Annotated in this window: 15 protein-coding genes and 3 rRNA genes; 6 read left to right on the plus strand and 12 right to left on the minus strand. The window is 62.4% G+C overall.

What is annotated here, in order from left to right:
• Positions 1-3: 3 nt before the first annotated feature.
• The gene (locus EAH73_RS10260) at positions 4-1,593 is read right to left on the minus strand and encodes a type I restriction-modification system subunit M (protein ID WP_140466389.1); all 1,590 of its coding nucleotides are present in this window, start codon (positions 1,591-1,593) and stop codon (positions 4-6) included.
• Between the two features lie 154 nt (positions 1,594-1,747).
• Between EAH73_RS10260 and EAH73_RS10265 the strand changes: the two genes are divergently transcribed.
• A complete protein-coding gene (locus tag EAH73_RS10265) occupies positions 1,748-2,899 on the plus strand; it encodes a PD-(D/E)XK nuclease family protein (protein ID WP_161599502.1) in 1,152 nt (383 codons plus the stop codon).
• A 372-nt stretch (positions 2,900-3,271) separates the two neighbouring features.
• On the opposite strand, the gene EAH73_RS10270 is transcribed toward EAH73_RS10265, so the two are convergent.
• Positions 3,272-3,787, minus strand: a complete 516-nt coding sequence (locus EAH73_RS10270) for a D-glycero-alpha-D-manno-heptose-1,7-bisphosphate 7-phosphatase (protein WP_140466391.1) — start codon at positions 3,785-3,787, stop codon at positions 3,272-3,274.
• 36 nt (positions 3,788-3,823) lie between these two features.
• On the opposite strand from EAH73_RS10270, the gene hemG reads away from it, so the two are divergent.
• The gene (gene hemG / locus EAH73_RS10275; RefSeq protein ID WP_140466392.1) at positions 3,824-5,167 is read left to right on the plus strand and encodes a protoporphyrinogen oxidase; all 1,344 of its coding nucleotides are present in this window, start codon (positions 3,824-3,826) and stop codon (positions 5,165-5,167) included.
• A 28-nt stretch (positions 5,168-5,195) separates the two neighbouring features.
• Positions 5,196-5,975, plus strand: a complete 780-nt coding sequence (locus EAH73_RS10280) for a polyprenol monophosphomannose synthase (protein WP_140466393.1) — start codon at positions 5,196-5,198, stop codon at positions 5,973-5,975.
• A gap of 105 nt (positions 5,976-6,080) precedes the next feature.
• Here the strand turns inward: EAH73_RS10280 and EAH73_RS10285 are convergent, their stop codons facing one another.
• Positions 6,081-8,195: a transglycosylase domain-containing protein gene (locus EAH73_RS10285; protein WP_140466394.1), complete on the minus strand. Its 2,115-nt coding sequence runs from the start codon at positions 8,193-8,195 to the stop codon at positions 6,081-6,083.
• Between the two features lie 118 nt (positions 8,196-8,313).
• Here EAH73_RS10285 and purB point away from each other — a divergent pair, with 118 nt between their 5' ends.
• The 3 genes from purB (at position 8,314) to EAH73_RS10300 (ending at position 12,787) form a co-directional block, all read left to right on the plus strand.
• A complete protein-coding gene (purB, locus tag EAH73_RS10290; protein WP_140466395.1) occupies positions 8,314-9,654 on the plus strand; it encodes an adenylosuccinate lyase in 1,341 nt (446 codons plus the stop codon).
• A 181-nt stretch (positions 9,655-9,835) separates the two neighbouring features.
• Positions 9,836-11,521, plus strand: a complete 1,686-nt coding sequence (locus EAH73_RS10295; RefSeq protein ID WP_140466396.1) for a DUF5723 family protein — start codon at positions 9,836-9,838, stop codon at positions 11,519-11,521.
• A 156-nt stretch (positions 11,522-11,677) separates the two neighbouring features.
• Complete coding sequence (locus tag EAH73_RS10300; RefSeq protein WP_161599503.1) at positions 11,678-12,787, plus strand: glycosyltransferase family 9 protein; 1,110 nt, start codon at positions 11,678-11,680, stop codon at positions 12,785-12,787.
• Here EAH73_RS10300 and EAH73_RS10305 read toward each other — a convergent pair.
• The 9 genes from EAH73_RS10305 to EAH73_RS10345 form a co-directional block, all read right to left on the minus strand.
• Complete coding sequence (locus EAH73_RS10305; RefSeq protein WP_140466398.1) at positions 12,779-13,003, minus strand: hypothetical protein; 225 nt, start codon at positions 13,001-13,003, stop codon at positions 12,779-12,781. The genes EAH73_RS10300 and EAH73_RS10305 overlap by 9 nt on opposite strands.
• Before the next feature lie 152 nt (positions 13,004-13,155).
• Positions 13,156-14,286, minus strand: coding sequence for a glycosyltransferase (locus EAH73_RS10310; RefSeq protein ID WP_140466399.1), 1,131 nt, complete (start codon positions 14,284-14,286; stop codon positions 13,156-13,158).
• Between the two features lie 8 nt (positions 14,287-14,294).
• Complete coding sequence (locus EAH73_RS10315) at positions 14,295-15,272, minus strand: glycosyltransferase family 2 protein (RefSeq protein ID WP_140466400.1); 978 nt, start codon at positions 15,270-15,272, stop codon at positions 14,295-14,297.
• Complete coding sequence (locus EAH73_RS10320; protein WP_140466401.1) at positions 15,265-15,795, minus strand: DUF4199 domain-containing protein; 531 nt, start codon at positions 15,793-15,795, stop codon at positions 15,265-15,267. The genes EAH73_RS10315 and EAH73_RS10320 overlap by 8 nt, the downstream gene beginning before the upstream one ends.
• A 15-nt stretch (positions 15,796-15,810) precedes the next feature.
• The gene (locus EAH73_RS10325; RefSeq protein WP_161599504.1) at positions 15,811-16,365 is read right to left on the minus strand and encodes a DUF4199 domain-containing protein; all 555 of its coding nucleotides are present in this window, start codon (positions 16,363-16,365) and stop codon (positions 15,811-15,813) included.
• Between the two features lie 67 nt (positions 16,366-16,432).
• Positions 16,433-18,493 (minus strand): BatA domain-containing protein, encoded by a 2,061-nt coding sequence (locus EAH73_RS10330; protein WP_140466403.1) that lies wholly within the window; start codon positions 18,491-18,493, stop codon positions 16,433-16,435.
• Positions 18,494-18,700: 207 nt separating this feature from the next.
• Positions 18,701-18,812, minus strand: a 5S ribosomal RNA gene (rrf, locus tag EAH73_RS10335).
• Positions 18,813-18,999: 187 nt separating this feature from the next.
• Positions 19,000-19,111: ribosomal RNA gene (rrf, locus tag EAH73_RS10340) — 5S ribosomal RNA — on the minus strand.
• Positions 19,112-19,222: 111 nt separating this feature from the next.
• Positions 19,223-19,523, minus strand: a 23S ribosomal RNA gene (locus EAH73_RS10345); the annotation flags it as partial.

Below are 19,523 nucleotides of genomic sequence, written 5' to 3' on the forward strand. Positions count from 1 at the left end.
TTCCTAAGCCGTTAAAATCTTCGCCAGGTTATCCGCAATCAGCTGGTTCAGCGCGGCTTCTTCGCCTAGCTGGGCTTCCAGTTCCGCCCGCAGCGAGGTAAACCGCTCGGTGAAGTCGAACTCGTCCTCGTCGTCGGGCAGGCCCACGTAGCGGCCGGGCGTGAGCACGTAGTCCAGCTCGCGCACCCGCGCCAGGGGGGCGGCCAGGCAGAAGCCGGGCACGTCGGCGTAGCTGCCGCTGGGGTTGCGCCACTGGTGGTAGGTGTCGGCAATGCGCCGGATGTCGTCGTCGGACAGCTCGCGGGTGCGGCGGTTCACCAGGAAGCCCAGGTTGCGGGCGTCGATGAACAGAATCTCGTCGCGCCGGTCGCGGAAGCGGCCATCACCCTGGCGGCTGCGGTTCATAAACCACAGGCCCGCCGGAATCTGGGTGTTCAGAAACAGCTTGGCCGGCAGGTTCACGATGCAGTCAATCACGCCACCCTCCACCAGGGCCTTGCGAATGTCGCCTTCACCCGAACTTTTGGAAGTGAGCGCGCCTTTGGCCAGCACCACGGCTGCCTGCCCCGTGGGGGCCAAGTGGTGCAGGAAGTGCTGCATCCAGCCAAAGTTGGCGTTGCTGGTGGGGGGCGTGCCGTACTGCCAGCGGCCATCGGTGCGCAGCAGCTCGCCGCCCCAGTCGCTCACGTTGAAGGGCGGGTTGGCGATGATGTAGTCGGCCTTTAGGTCGCGGTGCGCGTCGTTGAGGAACGAACCCTCGGTGTTCCACTTCACCTGCGAGCTGTCGATGCCCCGGATGGCCAGGTTCATCTTGGCCAGCCGCCAGGTGGTCTGGTTGCTTTCCTGCCCATAAATGGAAATGTCGTTCACGCGCCCCTGGTGCTCGGTCACGAACTTCTCGGAGTGCACGAACATGCCGCCCGAGCCGCAGCAGGGGTCAAACACGCGGCCCTGGTAGGGCTCCAACATTTCTACCAGCAGCTCCACCACGCTGCGCGGCGTGTAGAACTGCCCGCCCTGCTTGCCCTCAGCCAGCGCAAACTCGCCTAGGAAGTACTCAAACACGCGGCCCAGCACGTCGGCGCTACGGGCCTTGGCATCGCCCAGCGCGATGTTGCCCACCAGGTCAATCAGCTCGCCCAGGCTGGCGGGGTCCAGGTTTTGGCGGGCAAATACCTTGGGCAATACGCCCTTCAGCGGCGGGTTGTCCTTTTCGAGCCAGTCCATGGCATTGTCCACGGCCCCACCAATGGCCACGATGATTTCCTTACCCTCGGGGTCGCGCACCACAATCTGGCTGCCCTTGGCGTTGTTTTGCAGAAACTGCCAGCGGGCGAACTCGGGCACGAAGAACACGTTTTCGGCCTTGTACTCGTCCTTGTCTTCGGGGTCGGCCCCGGCGTACTCGCCCGCGCCGGCCAGCAGCCTGGCGTAGTGCTCCTCAAAGGAATCGGAAATGTATTTGAGGAAAATGAGGCCCAGCACCACGTGCTTGTACTCGGCAGCATCAATGTTTTTGCGGAGCTTGTCGGCGGTTTTCCAAAGCTGCTTTTCGAGCGGCTCTTCGGCAACTTCTTTCTTCTGTTTGGCCACGGGGCTAATTCTTCTTAAGTACTAATCCGGTATAGGCGTGCCCAACCGCAAGGAAGCGCACCTTACAAAGTAAGTACGCAGCTACGCTTTGCAGCCACAGGCTTTTGACCAAGCAATGGTAAACGGCGGAATAAACCCCGCATACTTTTGGCGCATGACTACAGAAGACTTTGCAGCCCTGGACGGCTTTTTTCTGACCTCGGACAACTGGCCCGTTCTCGCCCCCGCTCAGCCCTCCTTTTTTTCACTGGCCAAAATCGAGCACAAGGAATTACCGCTAAGCAATACCTACGCCTTCTTTTTTGATTCCCAGGGCCCCCACGGCTTAGGCAATCTCTTTACCAGGGCGCTGCTTGAAGTGCTAAACCAAAAAGGCCACCCGCTACCGATGCAGCCCGAGGCATTGAGGCGCATTCAGGCGGTGCGGGAATACCCCATAGCGCAGGCCGGCACCCCCACCAAATGGCTGGATTTGCTCCTTCACAACGGCCATCAAGGCAGGCCGATTCCGGCCAGCGCGACGTTCGCGGTGCTAGTCGAAATCAAAGTATGGCATACCCTGCACAATGATTTAACCGCTTATTGGCACGCTATTCCTACGGCAGAGAAGCGGGGCATCGTCTTAGGCTTCCGCAAAGAAGAACCCCGGGATAAGAACTGGGTTTTTGTAACCCACCTGGACGTAGCATTGGCCGTCGAGCAACAGCTAAAAGCCTCGCCGGAACTGCCAAATCCCTATTATCAAGACATTTTACGCCATTTTTTAGACCACATCAAACACATGAGCGGAGCCACACCTGATTCATTCGCCGAAGTCTTTGCCTATGCGCAGCGCCACCGGGCAGAGCTGAATCGAGCCCAGCAGCTGTTGAAGCAATTACAGCCAGCTTGGCTAGCCGAGGCAATCGCCGCTGCTTTCGGAGACGATTACGTACAAGGAAGCTCCTTCGAAGACCGTGTGCATATCTCCCCCAAAAGCGGTGGGCCCGTTGATTACCTCGTTTGGTTTGGCTACTTATTGCAGCTAGATGTCATAGATCCAAGCTTTAGCATCACGCTGTTTCCAACGGGAGGCGGAGAGAATTTGCCGCCTGATATGCGGAGCCGATTGATTGCGGTTTTCAAAGAAGCAGGCAGGGGCGTAGAAAGGTTAAACTGGTTTGATAAGGACTGGTACGACGAAATGCTTGTAGGCAAGAACTACTATCTCAATCCTGCGAACGGAACACTCGATGCATTAAAAGACCAGATTAGGCAAGCGTTACTTGAAGATTGGCAACCGATGAAAAATCATTGGGTTGGCTAATATTCAGCCTTTCTATTTGAGATAATGAAGCTGTTCGGGAAGTCTTTAGGACGTCGTGCTGAGCTTGTCGAAGCATTTCTCCCGCTGACTGACTTATTGATTACTGCTGCGGTAGAAATGCTTCGGCTACGCTCAGCACGACGTTCAATTCTAAATATCCTGACTTCCTAAACAGCTTTAATTCCAGTAGAATTTCTACAATTCAGCAGTAAGCAAAAACCTATCTTACAAGTTTTTATCTACCAGGCGCAAGAGGATTGAACTGCTTTATACAAGCGAAGCGAGCAGGAGAATAACCGCCCCCAGCGTCGCCCAGCGATTCAACAATCAGCGGGCAGCCGGCAGCCGGCGAAAAGTCGGCAGCCCGCGTCCCTACTGGCCCAAAATCAAGTCTGTGGCGGCGGCCAAATCGACGGCGTAGGGCGTGTGGGCCCCTATTTCGGTGTGGCCCACCAGGATGCCCCGGATGCCCAGGCGGGCCCCGGCCTGCATGTCGCGCACCCGGTCGCCGATGATCCAGCACTGGGCAGGGTCGAGGGCGAAGCGGGCCACGGCTTTTTCCAGCATCCCCGAATCAGGTTTGCGGAAGATGGATTCGCTCACGCTGGGGTGGTTGGCGCTGAAGTAGAGCGCGTCCAGCGCGTTGCCGCAGGCGGCTTGCAGCTGTTCGTGGCGGGCCTGCACGTCGGCCCCGGTGTAGAGGCCCTTGGCGATGCCGGCCTGGTTGGTAACGACGATGAGGTAGTAGCCCGCGGCTTTGAGGCGCGCCAGGGCCCCGGGCACGCCGGGGCTGACCACGAACTGCGCGGCCTGCCACACGTATTCGCCGGTTTCGTTGTTGAGTACGCCGTCGCGGTCGAGGAAAATTGCTTTGTGGGGGCCCGTCATGGGGCAAAGCTACGGGCGGGGCCCGACCTTTGCCGAATGAAAATCGCCATCATCGGCGGGGGCCTCGCCGGCCTCACCTGCGCCTGGTACTTGCAACGGGCCGGCGTCGCCTACGACTTGTTTGAGGCCGACGCGCGGCCCGGCGGCAACCTGCTCAGCATCAACCAGCCCGGGGGCTACTTGCTCGAAGCGGGCCCCAACTCGCTCCAGCTCAGCGTCGAGCTGGCCGAACTGTTTGAGGAGCTGGGCCTCACCGACCAGGTGCAGGACACGGCCGCTGTGGGCCAGCGCCGCTACGTGCTGCGCGGCGGGCAGTACCGCGAGCTGCCCGGCTCGCCGCCGGCGCTGCTGGCCAGCAGTTTCTTCAGCCTGAAGGGTAAATGGCGGCTGCTGCGCGAATTCTTGAAGCCCGCCGGGGCCCCCAACCCCGACGAAACCGTGGCCGCGTTCTTCACCCGGCGCTTCGGCCCGGAAATCGTGGACTACGCCGTGAACCCGTTCGTGGCCGGCATCTACGCCGGCGACCCGACCCAGCTGCTGCTGCGCCACACGTTTCCGCAGCTGGCGGCGCTGGAGCAGGCGCACGGCTCGGTGCTGCGCGGGCTGGCCAAGGCCGGCAAGGGCGTGGGCCGGCGGCGCGTCGTCACGCTGCAAGGCGGCGTGCAGCAGCTCACCGATGCGCTGGCCGCCCAGCTCACCCACTACCACCCCGGGGCCCCCGCCACGGCCCTAGCCCGGGCCGCCGATGGCAGCTACTCGTTTCAGGCGGGCGGGGCCGCGCGGGGGCCCTACACGCACCTGGTGCTGGCGCTGCCCGCCTACGCGGCCGCGCCGCTGCTGGCGGGCCTATTTCCGGCGGCCGGAGCAGCGCTGGCGGCGGTGCGCTACCCGCCCATGAGCGTGGTGTATTCGGCCTACCCGCGGGCCGCGGTGGCGCACCCGCTGGAAGGCTTCGGGGCCCTGCACCCCAAGGCCGAGGCCGCCTACGCCGCCGGCTCGCTCTGGACCAGCAGCCTCTACCCGGGCCGGGTGCCGGCGGGGCAGGTGCTGTTCACCACCTTCGTGGGGGGCACGCAGTACGCGGCGGCGGCGGCCCAGCCCGAGGCCACGCAGCTGGCCGCCGTGCACGCCGAGCTGGCCAGCCGCTACGGCATCAGCGGGGCCCCTACCTGGCAGGGGCGCTACTACTGGCCGCGCAGCATTCCGCAGTTCGATGCAGCCATTGGGCCCGCCCGGGCGTCGATAGAGGAGCTGCGGACCGATGGCATCGTGGCCGTGGCCAACTGGCAGGCGGGCGTGGGCGTGCCCGACGTGGTGCGCCATGCCCGCGCCACGGCCCGGGCGCTGGCCGCCGGGGCCCCCGCCGCACCCGCCGCATAGCTTTCCGCCGCCCTTATCTTTGCCGCTTATGAACGACGGCCTCGTCCTGATTCCTACTTACAACGAGCGCGAGAACGCCGAGCAGATCGTGCGCAAGGTGATGGGCCTGCCGCACGCGTTCGACGTGCTGGTCATCGACGACGGCTCGCCCGACGGCACGGCGGCCATCGTGCGCGGCTTGCAGGCCGAGTTTGCCGGCCGGCTGTTTTTGGAGGAGCGCCCCGGCAAGCAGGGCCTGGGCACGGCCTACATCCACGGGTTTCGCTGGGCCCTGGCCCGGGGCTACAACTACGTGTTCGAGATGGACGCCGACTTTTCGCACAACCCCAAAGACCTCGTGCGCCTCTACAACGCCTGCGCCGTGGAAGGCTACGACGTGGCCATCGGCTCGCGCTACATCCAGGGCGTCAACGTGGTGAACTGGCCCATGGAGCGCGTGCTCATGTCGTACTACGCCTCGTGGTACGTGCGCTTCGTGACCGGCATGCCCATCCGCGACGCCACGGCGGGCTTCAAGTGCTACACGGCGCGGGTGCTGCGGGCCATCGACTTCGACCGCATCCGCTTCGTGGGCTACGCCTTCCAGATCGAGATGAAGTGGCGCGCTTTTCAGCTCGGCTTCAAGATCAAGGAAGTGCCCATCATCTTCACCGACCGCACTCGCGGCACCTCCAAAATGTCGAAAGGCATCGTGAAGGAAGCCTTTTTCGGCGTGCTCCAAATGAAAATCAGCAGCTGGCTGCGCCCCGCGCCCAAGCCCGCGGGGCCCCAGCTGGCGCCGGGCCCGGGCGGCTTAGAAGCAGTTTGAGCCAACGCCCAACGTGCACCGCCCGCACTGGTTGAAAACCAAAAGGCCGCCCTGCAATGCGCAAGGCGGCCTTTTGGTTGGAGGTCCGGGGCCCTGCTTGGGGCCCTATTTAGGCGCCTCGGCCGGGGCCGTGCCCGCTGCGGGGGTGGCGTCGGCGGCCTTGGCGGTGTTGAGCAGGTCGATGAGGTTGATGGATTCGAACTGGCTGCTGTCGGCCGGCGACACGGTGCGGGTGGTGTCGCGGGCCGTGACGATGTAGCCGCGGGCCGGGCCGTTGAGGTTCACGCCGTAGGTCAGGTTGTCGCGGTCATTCTCCGAAATCAGGCCCTTGTTCACCATAATGTCGGCGATGAGTTTGAAGAAGTAGCGCGTGCTGGAGCGCAGGTTGCCGTAGCTGTTGAACGAGTAGCGGTAGAACTTGGGCTTGGGGATGATGCTGGCCAGGTACAGGCTCTCGGGCAGGTTCAGCTCGCTGGGGCGCTTGCCGTAGTAGAACAGGGCGGCTTCCTTCACGCCGTACACGCCGCGCTTGCCGCTGGGCCAGCGGTACTTGCTGGGGCCCCACTCGATGATGTTGAGGTAGACCTCGAACATGCGCTGCTTACTCACGAGGCGCGTGTTTTCGATGAGCCACACGATCAGCATTTCCTCGGCCTTGCGGCCCACGGTTTTCTGGCGGTTCAGGAACACGTTTTTCACCAGCTGCATGCTGAGCGTGCTGCCGCCGCGGGCAAAGCGCTTCTCCTTGATGTCCTGGATGGCGGCGTTCACGAAGGCTTTTTCCATGAAGCCGCGGTGGGTGAGGAAGCGCGGGTCTTCGGCCGTCATGATGGCCGATTTCAGGTAACCGGCCACGTCGTCGTAGCGCGTGAAATCGGGGTTGGAGGGCCCCACGGGGAAGGTGCGCAGCGAGTCGCCCTTGTCGTTGTAGGCGGTGTAGGCGAAGTCGGTGTTGAGCTTGCCCAGGTCTTCGGCCCCGAAGCGGGTGATGCGGAAATCCTTGCTGGCTTGCAGCGACGAGTTGAGGTGCAGGCTGTCGACGTGGGCCAGGTCCACGTCGGCTTTGAGGTGGTAGGCCAGCGTGCCCGTGCCCTGGGTGCCGGCCACCACGTCGAACATGCCCTCGGGCAGGGAGGCGAAAAAGGCGTTGGTGGGGGCCGCGTCGGAGTCGATGCGCAGGCGCACGGCCAGCTGGGGCTTGAGGCGCACGGCAATTTCGGGGTGAAACACCAACTGGTTGAGCACCACGCGTGAGCCTTCTTCCAGGGCCATGGTGGCGCGGCCCAGCGAGGCCACAAAATCGAGCTGCCCGCGGTGCACCACAATGTCTTCCGAGCCCAGCCGGGGCTGGTAGAGGCTGAAGTTGCGGGCCGCCAGCGAGCCGCGCACCGTGAGCTTGCCGCCGGTGTCATCATCAGCAAAGTCCTTGCCCGCCATGCGCACCAGCACCGTGTCGAAGCTCACCAGGGCCCCGAAGCGGCGCGGCACGTAGGGCAGCTGCACGGAGCTGCCCACGCCGAATACGCGCGCCGTGAGGGCGTAGTCGCCGGCCTCCACGTGGCCGTCGATGCCCAACTCGTTCACCACCGAATCGACGGTGGCCGTGAGGCGCCCGCGGATGTCGCCGTCCTCAATTTGCAGGCGCGGCAGGGTGAGCAGCGCCTGGTGGCGGGGCCCGTCGTAGCGCACCACAAAGTCCTGGAAGTCGGCCTGGCCGGGCACGTTATCGAAGCCGGCTTCGAGCAACTGGTTCAGCAGCAGGCCGTAGTTGCGGCCCTGGGCGGCGTCGCGCGGGGCCACGGCGGGCTGTTTTTTCTTGTTCAGCAAAAAGCTGAAATTGTTGGTGGTGGCCGTTTTGTGGGCCGTGAGGCGGGCGTGCTGAATCTGCAAATCGGAAAATACCGGCCGGCCCGCAAACAGCGAGCGCACGCTCAGGCTGGCTTGCAGGCGGCGGGCGGTGAGCAGCGTATCGGCGGGGCTGGCGGTGGGCACCAGGCTCATGCCCTTGATTTCGACCGTGTTGAGGTCGGTGAATTGGGCGGGGCCCAGGGCCAGCGTCACGGGGTATTTGCGCTCCACGCGGGCCTTTACCTCGCGCAGGGCGTAGGCCAGCAGCTGCTGGCGCTTCCACTGAAAAATGCCGAACGCCAGCAGCAGCAGCACCACGAAAGCGCCCGCCACGCCGATAAGAATTCGTTTGGTGGATGGGGAAATGCGCACAGAGCAGAAAAAAGGGTTCGGGTAGTCGGGGCCAAAGGTAGGCAGAACGCGGGGCCCCCGGCCCGGGTTCGGGCCCCACCGTGCGGGCCCCGGCGGCCGGGGGCCCTACTTTTGCGCCATGCTTTCGCCCCTCACCGCCCTTTCGCCCCTCGACGGGCGCTACCACCGCACCACGGCCGCCCTGGCCCCCTACTTCTCCGAGCTGGCCCTGATGCGCTACCGCGTACGGGTCGAGGTGGAGTATTTCATTGCCCTGGCCCAGCTGCCACTGCCGCAGCTCAGCGGCGTGTCGGCCGATGTGTTTCCGGCCCTGCGCCGGCTCTACGCCGAGTTCGGCGAGCCCCAGGCCCAGGCCATCAAGGCCCACGAGGCCGTGACGAACCACGACGTGAAGGCGGTGGAGTACTTCCTGCGCGACGAGTTCACGAAGCTCGGCCTGGGCGGGGCCCTGGAGTTCATCCACTTCGGCTTAACCTCGCAGGACGTCAACAACACGGCCATCCCGCTCAGCCTAAAGGACGCTTGGGCCGACGCGCTGGGGCCCCAGTTTGCCAAGGTGACGGGCAACTTGACAGCGCTGGCTATTGCCTGGGGCCCCATCCCGATGCTGGCCCGCACCCACGGCCAACCCGCCTCCCCCACCCGCCTGGGCAAGGAAGTGGAGGTGTTTGTGGCCCGGCTAGAAGGGCAGCTGGCGCTGCTGGTCCAGGTGCCCTACGCCGCTAAGTTCGGCGGGGCCACGGGCGGCTTCAACGCGCACTTTGTGGCGTACCCGGACACCGACTGGCACGGCTTTGCCCAGCAGTTTGTGGAAGAAACCCTGGGCCTGACCCGCACTTTCCCCACCACTCAAATCGAGCCCTACGACAACCTAGCGGCCTTTTGCGACGGCGTTAAGCGGCTGAATACCATTCTGATAGACTTGTGCCGCGACGTGTGGCAGTACATTTCGATGGGCTACTTCCGCCAGACGGTGAAGGCCGGGGAGGTGGGCTCGTCGGCGATGCCGCACAAGGTGAACCCCATCGATTTTGAAAACGCCGAGGGCAACCTGGGCGTGGCCAACGCCCTGCTGGAGCACTTTGCGGCCAAGCTACCGATTTCTCGGTTGCAGCGCGACCTCACCGACTCGACGGTGCTGCGCAACCTGGGCGTGCCGCTGGGCCACACGCTCATCGCGCTGAACTCGCTGCTGCGCGGCCTGGGCAAGCTGGCCCTCGACGAAGCCGCCCTGGCCCGCGACCTGGAAGCCAACTGGGCCGTGGTGGCCGAGGGCATCCAAACCATCCTGCGCCGCGAAAACTACCCCGACCCCTACAACGCCCTCAAGCAGCTCACGCGCACCGGCGAAGCCATTTCGGCCGCCACCATTGCCCGCTTCGTGGACGAGTTGGACGTGGCCGACGGCGTAAAAGCCGAACTGCGGGCCATCACGCCGCAGGGCTACGTGGGGCGGTAGCGGCGGCCACCTTGTTTTAGATTTGATTAGCCCGGCGGGCGGAACGGCTTATACCCCGTCCGCCCGCCGCGGTATTTTACGGCTACACGGTTTAAATATACCCACATATAAGTATTGTAGTATTTTTAGCTTCCGGAGAACTTTGCTCGAAGTAATTATTCACTTCTAGCCGGTTACTCACATGGTTTGCTTCGCTACGCATTTTTTCCGGGGCCCCGGCCGCTTGCTGATTGCCGCCGGGCTGCTGGGGCTAGCCGGGGCCCCGGCGGCCTGCGCCCAGGACTGGACCGGGCTGGCCCATAGCAACTACGCCGGCACGAACAGTCTTTATATCAACCCTGCCGCGCTGGCCGACTCGCGCCAGAAGTTTTACCTCAACGTGGTGAGCGCCAACATAAATTTCAACAACGATTACCTCCAGCTCGACCTGCCCGGTCCGGCCCGTGAGTTTATCAATGGCACCCGCACCTTCAGAAAAGAATACCTGAACGAGCAGGGCGGCGGCGGTAATAAGTACGGCAGCATGGTGGGCGAGCTGCGCCTGCCCTCCCTAATGCTCTCGCTGGGACCGCGCCAGGGCTTGGCTTTCACCAACCGGGTACGGGCCTTCGCGCAGGTGAGCAACGTGCGCGAAAACCTGGCCCGGCTTGCCCGGTACGGCCTAGCCGACGCCGAAGGCCTGGGCTTGGCCAACCAGCTTTCCGAAGGCAACAACTTCACGCTAACCACCGGCGCCTACCACGAATTTGCGCTCTCCTACGCCCGCGTCCTCACGGCCAACACCTCCCATTTTTGGAAGGCCGGCGCCACGGTGAAGTACTTGGTGGGCCTGGGCGGCGGCTACCTGCGCAACGCCGGCACCGACTACCAGGTGCTGGACAACAACGTTCTGGAACTGCGCGACCGCGACCTGAGCTACGGTTTTACCGACTACAAGCGTTACGACGAGCCCGGCTTCAGCGTGGGCCAGCTCTACGGCAGCCAACGCCTCGGGCAGGGTTTTGGGCTGGATGTGGGCGCCACCTACGAGTGGCGGCCGGAATGCGACAGCTACCAGTACCGCATGGACGGCCAGGAATGGACCGACCCCTCCCGCAACAAGTACCGCCTGCGCCTGGGCCTGGCCCTCACAGACCTGGGGGCCCTCAGCTACAACAACGAACAGTACGTGCAGCAAGCGGCGGTGGTGGGCACCAATACGGTACGCATCAGTGGCGACGACTTTGACAACGTCAACAGCCCCAGCGACGTGGCCCCGACGCTGCGGCGGCTGGTGGGCCTGAGTGAAGAAGGCCACCGCTTCACGAGCTACCTGCCGGCCACGGTGCGTTTCACGGCCGACTATCGCCTGGCCAGCCACCTCTACGCCGGGCTGCTCTGGACTCAGAACCTGCTGCCTACCCGCACCGTTGGGCAGCGCAGCCTCAGCAGCCTGGCCCTCACGCCCCGCGTCGAATTCAGCCGCGTCGAGGTAGCCCTGCCCGTCATCCTGGCCAACAATTACCGCAAGCTACAGGTGGGTGCCATGCTGCGGCTGGGCCCACTCATCGTGGGGTCCGATAATTTGGGAGGGCTTTTTGGGCTGACTACTACAACCGGCGCCGACCTGTATTTGGGCCTGGGGCTGGCCTTGCACAAGCACAAGCAGAAGGACAAAGACGGCGACCAAGTGAGCAACAAGTACGATAAGTGCCCCAAGGAAAAAGGCACTTGGGCCCTGCGCGGCTGTCCCGCCCCGGCCGCTCCTCTTAGTGTCCCGGCGGCCCCCGCGCCCGCTCCTCCCGATGCGTCCGGGGCCCCCACGCCCACTCCCCCCGATGCGCCCGGGGCCCCCACGCCCACCCCGCCGCTGCCCCCGATGCCCTAAAGCGCTGCGGCTACCCTACCCCAGCCGTACGCTGCGGGGCCCCATCCATTCCAAACGAGGCCCGGCCAGGTTGCCGGCCCCGCCGTTTCCCTCGCCTTGGCGGGGGCAATGGGCGGGGCCGGCTACTTTTGCTTTCTAATTAGCCCTGCTTCCTGCGTGTCCGAATTTCTCCACGACGTTTCCGTTCGCCCCGACTGCCGCCATTTCCGCGGCGACCTGCCCTGCCGGCCCAACAAAGAGCACGGCTACACCTGCGCCGAGTGCCCGGTGTACGCGCCGGTTACGAAGCGTGTATTGCTCATCAAACTCGGGGCCATTGGCGACGTGATTCGAACCACGCCGCTGCTGCGGCGGCTGCGGGCCGAGCACCCGGGCTGCTTCATTACCTGGCTCACGCTCACGCCGGCCATTTTGCCGCAGCGCGAAGTCGACGAGATTTTGAAGTTTGACTACGCCAGCGCCTTGCAGCTCCAGGCCCGGCGTTTTGATATTGCCATCAACCTCGACAAGGAAAAGGAAGCCTGCGCCCTGCTGCTAAACGTGCGGGCCGACGCCAAGTTTGGCTACACGCTGCGCGAATACGACGGCGTGCCGTGGCCAGTAAATGGGCTGGCCGACCATAAATTCCTCACCGGCGTGTTCGACCAGCTCAGCCTGGCCAACACCAAGCCCTACGTGCAGGAAATCTTCGAGCTGTGCGGCTTCGACTTCCGGGGCGAGGAGTACGTGTTCGACACCCACGACGACAAAGGCTACGACTGGAGCGCCCTGCCGCCCGCCGCCCAGGGCCCCCGCATCGGCCTGAACACCGGCTGCGGCGACCGCTGGACCACCCGCCTTTGGAGCACCGAGAAGTGGATTGAGCTCATCGAGGGCCTGCAAGCCGGTGGCTACGCGCCCGTGCTGCTGGGCGGCGAGGCCGAGCATCCGCGCAACCTGGAGCTGCAAGCCGCCACCGGCGCCGCCTACCTGGGCACCTTCCCCCTGCCCCAGTTCATCAACCTGATGCACCAGATGCAGGGCATCGTCACGCAGGTCACCATGGGCATGCACATCAGCATTGCCTTGGGCAAGCCCACCATCTTGATGAACAACATCTTCAACCCGCACGAGTTCGACCTCTACGGCCGCGGCCAGCTCGTGGGGCCCAACCGGCAGTGCGTGTGCTTCTACCGCGGCACCTGCAAGCTCGGCACCAGCTGCATGGAGGACTTGCCGGCAGCCAAAGTGCTGCAAGCCGTGCGCGAAAGCGTGCCGCTAGGATAGGAAGGCCGCGATGCGGGCCAGGTAGTCCGCCGTATAGAAGTCAACCTGTCGCCGCCACAGCCGTTCGGAACCCAACAGCCGGTGCTGGTCCCCAGTATAATGCGCAGTGAGGCGCCCCACCAACCATTCCTCGTCCCAACTGGCCCACTCGCCAGCCACGCTGAGCAGGTTGGGCCACAAGGCCGGGGCTACCTCGTCGTAATTTATCTGCTTCACCTCGTCCCAACTAAATCCGCTGTCCGCTATTGTAACGGCAATGCTCCGCAGCTCGTCGTCTGGCAGTTCAGTGTCGAGGTAGAGAGCCGCCAGGGCGATCCATACATGCCGCCGCCGCGCAGGCTCGGGTACGGGTACGGCCGGTGAAGTTTTCACAACCCAGCCACCGCTTTTAGGGCCCCCAGCATCTCGTCCCACGAAAACTTCTTCGCTTCCTGACGCACGCCGGCGGCGAAGGCTTCTTCTCGGTGGTTGGCGTAAAAATCCACCAGCGCGTCGGCCAGGGCCCCGGGGGTGGGCGGCACCACGTAGCCCACCACGCCGTCCGGAATGAGCTCGGCCAGGCCGCCCACATCGGTCACCAGCATGGGCCGGCCGAAGTGGTAGGCTACCTGCGACACGCCGCTCTGCGTGGCGTGTTTGTAGGGCTGCACCACCATATCGGCCGCGCAGAAGTAGTTCGCCACTTGCTCGTTGGGAATAAAATCGGTGGCCCGCACGATGCGGCTTTCCAAGTTGTGTTTTTTGATCAGCGCCTCGTAGGGCGCGGCGTCTTCGTAGAACTCGCCGGCAATGAGCAGCTTCACAGGCAGGGCCCTCAGGCGCGGGTCGGCCCAGGCTTCGAGCAGCACATCGAGCCCCTTGTAGGCCCGGATAAACCCAAAAAACAGCAGATACCCTACGTCGGCCGGCAGGCCCAGCGCCGCCAGGGCTTCGGCCTTGGGCTTAGGGGGCCCAAAGTTGTCGTAAAGCGGGTGCGGCCGGTACTGCGCCGGCTTGCGGCCGAAGCCCAACCGCTGCAAATCGGCCAGCACGGCGCGGCTCATGGTCACGAAGCCGTCGCAGGCGCTGAGGAAATAGCGCGTTAGGGGCCCATCGCCGGGCCGTTTCTCGTGCGGAATCACGTTGTCGGTGATGGCCACCACGCGGGTGTGGCCGTTGCCGCGCGCCAACCGCGCCACCGTGCCCAGCGCGGGCCCCATAAACGGCAGCCAGAACCGGAACACCACCAAATCGGGCCGCTCGCGCCGCAGCCGCTGCCCCACCGCCCACCACGAGAGCGGATTCACCGAGTTCAGGCTCACCTCAATGTCCAAGTCCGGGGGCCCCGGCTCGGTGCTGAACTGGGTTTGGCCCGGAAACAGGAAGTCCGGGTACTGCAGCGAGAACGTGACAATCCGCACCTCGTCGCCGGCCGCGCGAAACGCCCGGGCCAGCCGCTCGTTGTAGGTGGCCAGCCCGCCGCGTAGCGGGTAAGCCGGCCCGATGATGACCACGCGCATGCCGAAGGTTATTTGATGGTGTCGCGCACCAGGTAATCGTTGCGGTGCGAGCCGTTGAGCTGCACCATTTCGGCCAGGAAGCCCGACAGAAACAGCATCACGCCGATGATGACGGCCGTGAGCGAGAGGAAAAACAGCGGTTGGTCGGTCACGTTGCGGGCCCGCAGGTTGTGCAACGAGAGGTACACTTTTTCGCCCGTCAGCCACAGCGTCATCACCATACCGAGGAAGAACGACAGGGCCCCCAGCGTGCCAAAGAAGTGCATCGGCCGCCGCCGGAACCGGCTCACGAACGTGATGCTGGCCAGGTCAAGAAAGCCGTAAATGAAGCGCTCCAGGCCAAATTTGGTCACGCCGTACTTGCGCTCCTGGTGCTGCACCACCTTCTCGCCAATTTTGCGGAAGCCGTTCCACTTGGCGATGACGGGGATGTAGCGGTGCATCTCCCCGTATACCTCGATGCTTTTCACCACCCGCTGGTCGTAGGCCTTCAGGCCGCAGTTGAAATCGTGCAGCGGAATGCCCGAAATCCAGCGCGTGGCCCCGTTGAAAAGCTTGGTGGGAATGGTTTTCGACAGCGGGTCGTAGCGCTTCTGCTTCCAGCCGCTCACCAAGTCAAACTTGTCCTCCGTTATCATACGGTACAGCTCGGGCAGCTCCTCGGGCGAGTCCTGCAAGTCGGCGTCCATGGTGCACACCACGCGCCCCCGCGTGGCGTGGAACCCCACGTTCAGGGCCGCCGACTTGCCGTAGTTGCGGTTGAAGCGGATGCCGCGCAGGGCTGCGTCGCGGGCCGCTAGTTCCTCAATCACGGCCCACGAATCGTCCGTCGAGCCGTCGTCAATCAGCAGCACTTCGTAGCTCAGGCCCCGCGCCGTCAGCACCCGCGCAATCCAGCGCGTGAGCTCCGGCAACGATTCGGCCTCGTTTAGCAGCGGAATAACGATGGACAACTCCACCAGGAAGGATGCAAGGGGCTTATTCAAACTCAGGCTCCGCTTTTTTGGTAATGGCCGCGATGATCAGCGAGAACACCAGACCCAGGAGAAAACCACTCGCCACGCCAATTGCCAGCCCGATAGCCCCCGTCGAATACTTCATGCTTGCCCCCACAATCTGCTCGATTTGCGCTTCGCTCATGTTACCGGCTTGTTCCAGCTTGGCCCGCATTTGGTCCATCGTCCGCGCCACCATATCGGGGTCAATGAACGTGCGGTACACGTAATTAAACACCGTCGATAGCGTGCCGTTGAGCCCGCCCACCAGCACCCCGATGCCCAGGCCTTGGCCATACGACATGTAGCCTGCATTGCCGGCCTTGAACGCCTTGTGCGCAAACACAATCCCGGCAATCAGGATAATAAATGCTATCAATGCCAGCCCACTATTGCCCTCCTGGCCCGTAGCCAGTAAGATAAACGTGAAAATGATGCTCACAAAACCCGTGAGCAAGCCGTAGCGCAGCCCGGCAGCGGTAGTCGTTACAGGTGCGGTAGTTGTCGTTTCCATGAGCAAAAGAAGAAATTATTCGCGAAAGAAAATACCGCCCGGCAGGCTGAACACTAGGCCCAGTAGCAGTACCGTTTGAAAATTAGCCAAGGCCAAATCGTTCACCGTGATGCCCGCAATAACGGCGCGCTGCTTGGGCGTGAGTTGCAGCGGCGAGCTTTTTTTGGTCGCGTCCTGCATTTGGGTCTGCATTATTTCGGCAATTTCGGCCCGGTGCCGGGCCAGGGCTGGCTCGCCTGCCGCTTGCCCCAGGCCCCACACGCTGCCCGCGCACAGCGCAGCCGCCACCACCGTCGTGAGGGCCCCCACGCCCAGGGCGCGCCCCAGGCCCGGCTTGGCCGGCTGCACCCGCCGCCGCAGCGCCCACTGGCTGGCCACCACGGCAAACGGCACCAACAGCTCGGCCAGCAACTGCTTGGGCCCAAAGGCGTTGTTACCGGTTAGGTGCAGGCCCACAATCCAGAGGCCGCACAGCAGGCCCACGCCGCCGCCGAACCGCAGGGCCAACTGCCGCACGGGCTTCCAGGCATCGGTGGCCAGCGCCGTCGGGCCGGTAAGGGTATCAGTCATGCAATGCGCCAAAAGTAGGGCGGCAAGATACGGCCCCATGCCCGTTTTTTGCCGCCTCTGCAGCAAGCTACGCCGCCACTACCGCCCGCGGGGCCCCTACTTTTGGCCTTCCGAAACGAATAATCAGCGCCTCGGCCAACAAGCACACCAGCGCCAGGCCGAGGAAATACCGCCACAGCGGCTGCCCACTGTGCTCGGCCAGCAACTGGGCCACCACGGCACCATTGGGCCCGCCCTCAAGCACCCGAATGTTGCGTTGGCCGGGCCCCACCATTTCCCGCAGTTCCTCAGCCGAATAGGCAGCCAACTCCGATTCCTTCGAACTTATGTTGAACGCCACCGTAGCCACCGTTTGCCCCGCCCGCTGCACTTGGTAGAACCCAGGGGCCTCTAAGCTGGCCGGCACTTCCAGCCGTAGCGCGCTGCCCTGCATCCGCTGCACTGGTAGCCACGTAGCACTGTCGCGCACTAGGCGGAAGGGTGTCTGGTCGGCATTTTGACCAGAGCCCTCCGCCACCGTCGGCACCGCTAGGCTGATGGCTCCCTGCGTCAAGCGGTACGCCAGTTGCTGCTCGTCGCGGAAGCTGCGCATCGCCATCTTATACAGCACCGGAACAAAAAGCGCGTGCCCCATAAAGTCAGTATAAGCTGCGGCCAAGGGCGCCGAAAACACGTAAATCTTACCCTTCCCGCTGCCGAATTCAGCCAAGTAGCTCTCACCGTCACGCAGCCGCAGAATATCCGCACCCGTGCGTGCCCAGCGCAATACCGGCGCCACCCGGGGCATGGCTACCGCTCGCGTAGGGGCCCCAATCACATCCCGAAAAAAAGGCTCCTGGGCGCTCGGCGCGGCTACCTCTCGTAGCTCAGGCGGCGTCCCCGGCGATTCCCATTCCACCGTACCAATGCCCAAATCACGAAACAGCTGCTGGTACGCCGGGCGGCTAGTCACCGCGCCAGTCGGTACCACCACCACGCTCCCCCCCCGCGCCGTCACGGCACGCAGGGCATCCCGCAATGCGCTATTAAAGGTCGGTAATTCCTGAATAATGACCAGATTAGACCGCCGCAAAACTTCGTAACTAATATTTTCCGGCCTGGAGAAGGCGTATTCAAACAGCGGCTCATTTCGGTATACTCCTTGGGTAGCCGGTGCCAATCCTACTTCCAGCACGCGAATATTCTTCGCAGCTTGCGCGGTGAAATAGTAGGTATTGTCGAACACAACCGGCGCATCCCCTACTAGTATGCGCCCCCGCACCAAATCCTGGTTGGGCAGTTGCACCTGCACCACCGAAATCACCGTTTGCCCACTATCCGCCGTCACCCGAAAGGTGGCGGCCTGCTGGGGGCCCAAAAATACCTTTACCGAACAGTCAGCAATTGCTTCGCTCCCCCCATTTTTCAAACGAATATGCAGCCCTATATTGGTTCGCTCGCGTAAGAAGGCCTCTTCAAACCAAACGCTATCCACGAAGATATTGCCAGCTTTAGCCGCTACTTCGGGCACCAGTACCACAGGTCGCGTGGACCCCAGGCCTTTTAAAAAATCAGGCTTAAAGTTAGATCGTTGAAAGTCAGAAAACAGGTATACTGGGTTATTAGCTCCACTAGTATTTTCTACAATTTTTAGTTCATCTAATGGCACAGCCCTACTATTTGGCTGCAAATCAGCAAGCTTATCTTTGTACAGAGACTGTGAAACAGCAGTACCCCCGCCTTTTACCAATCGAAATTGTGCGGTAGGATACACCTTGCCTAACGCACCCGCTTGCTTGATCGCAATGCCAAGCAACTCCTCTCCTGCTCCTGCATTGCGGCCCATGCTAGGAGAACTATCAATCAACACGTCGACCGTCCCAGCAGCTTTCATCGCAGCAGGACCTCTGGCCATAATAAATGGCTGACAAAAAGCAAATACTAAAAACCCTAGGAACAGAACCCTGCTGAGCAACAGCAACAAATGCTGCAGCTTTCGCTGCCTAGTCGTGGTTAAATCTACCGCTTGAATAAACCCAATATTGGTAAATAAAACCCGTTGCGGCCGACGCAATTGCAACAGATGAATCAGGACAGGTATAATTAATGCCCCCAATCCTAACAAAAACCAAGGATACTCTAAACGCATGAAGCAATGGTCTAATAATACCCTAAGTTACAATACCCGTTTTTAATGAGTGAAATGCTAATCCTTAATATTAAAAGATTACCGAGTAGCTCAAATATTGCACGGGCAATGTATCCTTGGCTGTGTTGGAGAGGGTGTAAAAGCCAAACGCCTGCCGCTGGTGAAAGCGGCAGGCGTTTGGGAAATTACCCCTAAGGGCGACAATAAATTTGGCGGCGACCGACTCTCCCACCGGTGAAGGCAGTACCATAGGCGCACCGGGGCTTAACGACTCTGTTCGGAATGGGAAGAGGTGAACACCCGGGCTAAAGCCACCATTGCTGGCGGGGGTTGCGGTGTTCTAAAGCCTTGCCCCGTGGGCAAGAACGCAACCCTCAATAACTCGACGTAAAGGGACAAAAACGAAAGTGTATCCTTGGCTGTGTTGGAGAGGGTGTAAAAGCCAAACGCCTGCCGCTGGTGAAAGCGGCAGGCGTTTGGGAAATTACCCCTAAGGGCGACAATAAATTTGGCGGCGACCGACTCTCCCACCGGTGAAGGCAGTACCATAGGCGCACCGGGGCTTAACGACTCTGTTCGGAATGGGAAGAGGTGAACACCCGGGCTAAAGCCACCATTGCTGGCGGGGGTTGCGGTGTTCTAAAGCCTTGCCCCGTGGGCAAGAACGCAACCCTCAATAACTCGACGTAAAGGGACAAAAACGAAACGCATGGCGCGCGCCACCGAAAATATGCGAAGCCCTCGGGCCATTAGTACGGCTCGGCTATTCCATTTCTGGTTTTTCACCTGCCGCCTATCCACGTGGTCGTCTCCCACGGCCCTTCCAATTGGGATATCTCATCTCCAGGTGAGTTTCGCACTTAGATGCTTTCAGCGCTTATCTCCTCCCAGCGTAGCTACCCGGCGCTGCACCTGGCGGTACAACCGGCGCACCAGCGGCTGGTCCATCCCGGTCCTCTCGTACTAAGGACAGGTCCTGTCAAATATCCAACGCCCACCACAGATAGGGACCGAACTGTCTCACGACGTT

The sequence above is a fragment of the Hymenobacter nivis genome (genome assembly GCF_006439025.1).
In the GTDB taxonomy this organism is placed as follows: Bacteria; Bacteroidota; Bacteroidia; order Cytophagales; family Hymenobacteraceae; genus Hymenobacter; species Hymenobacter nivis_A.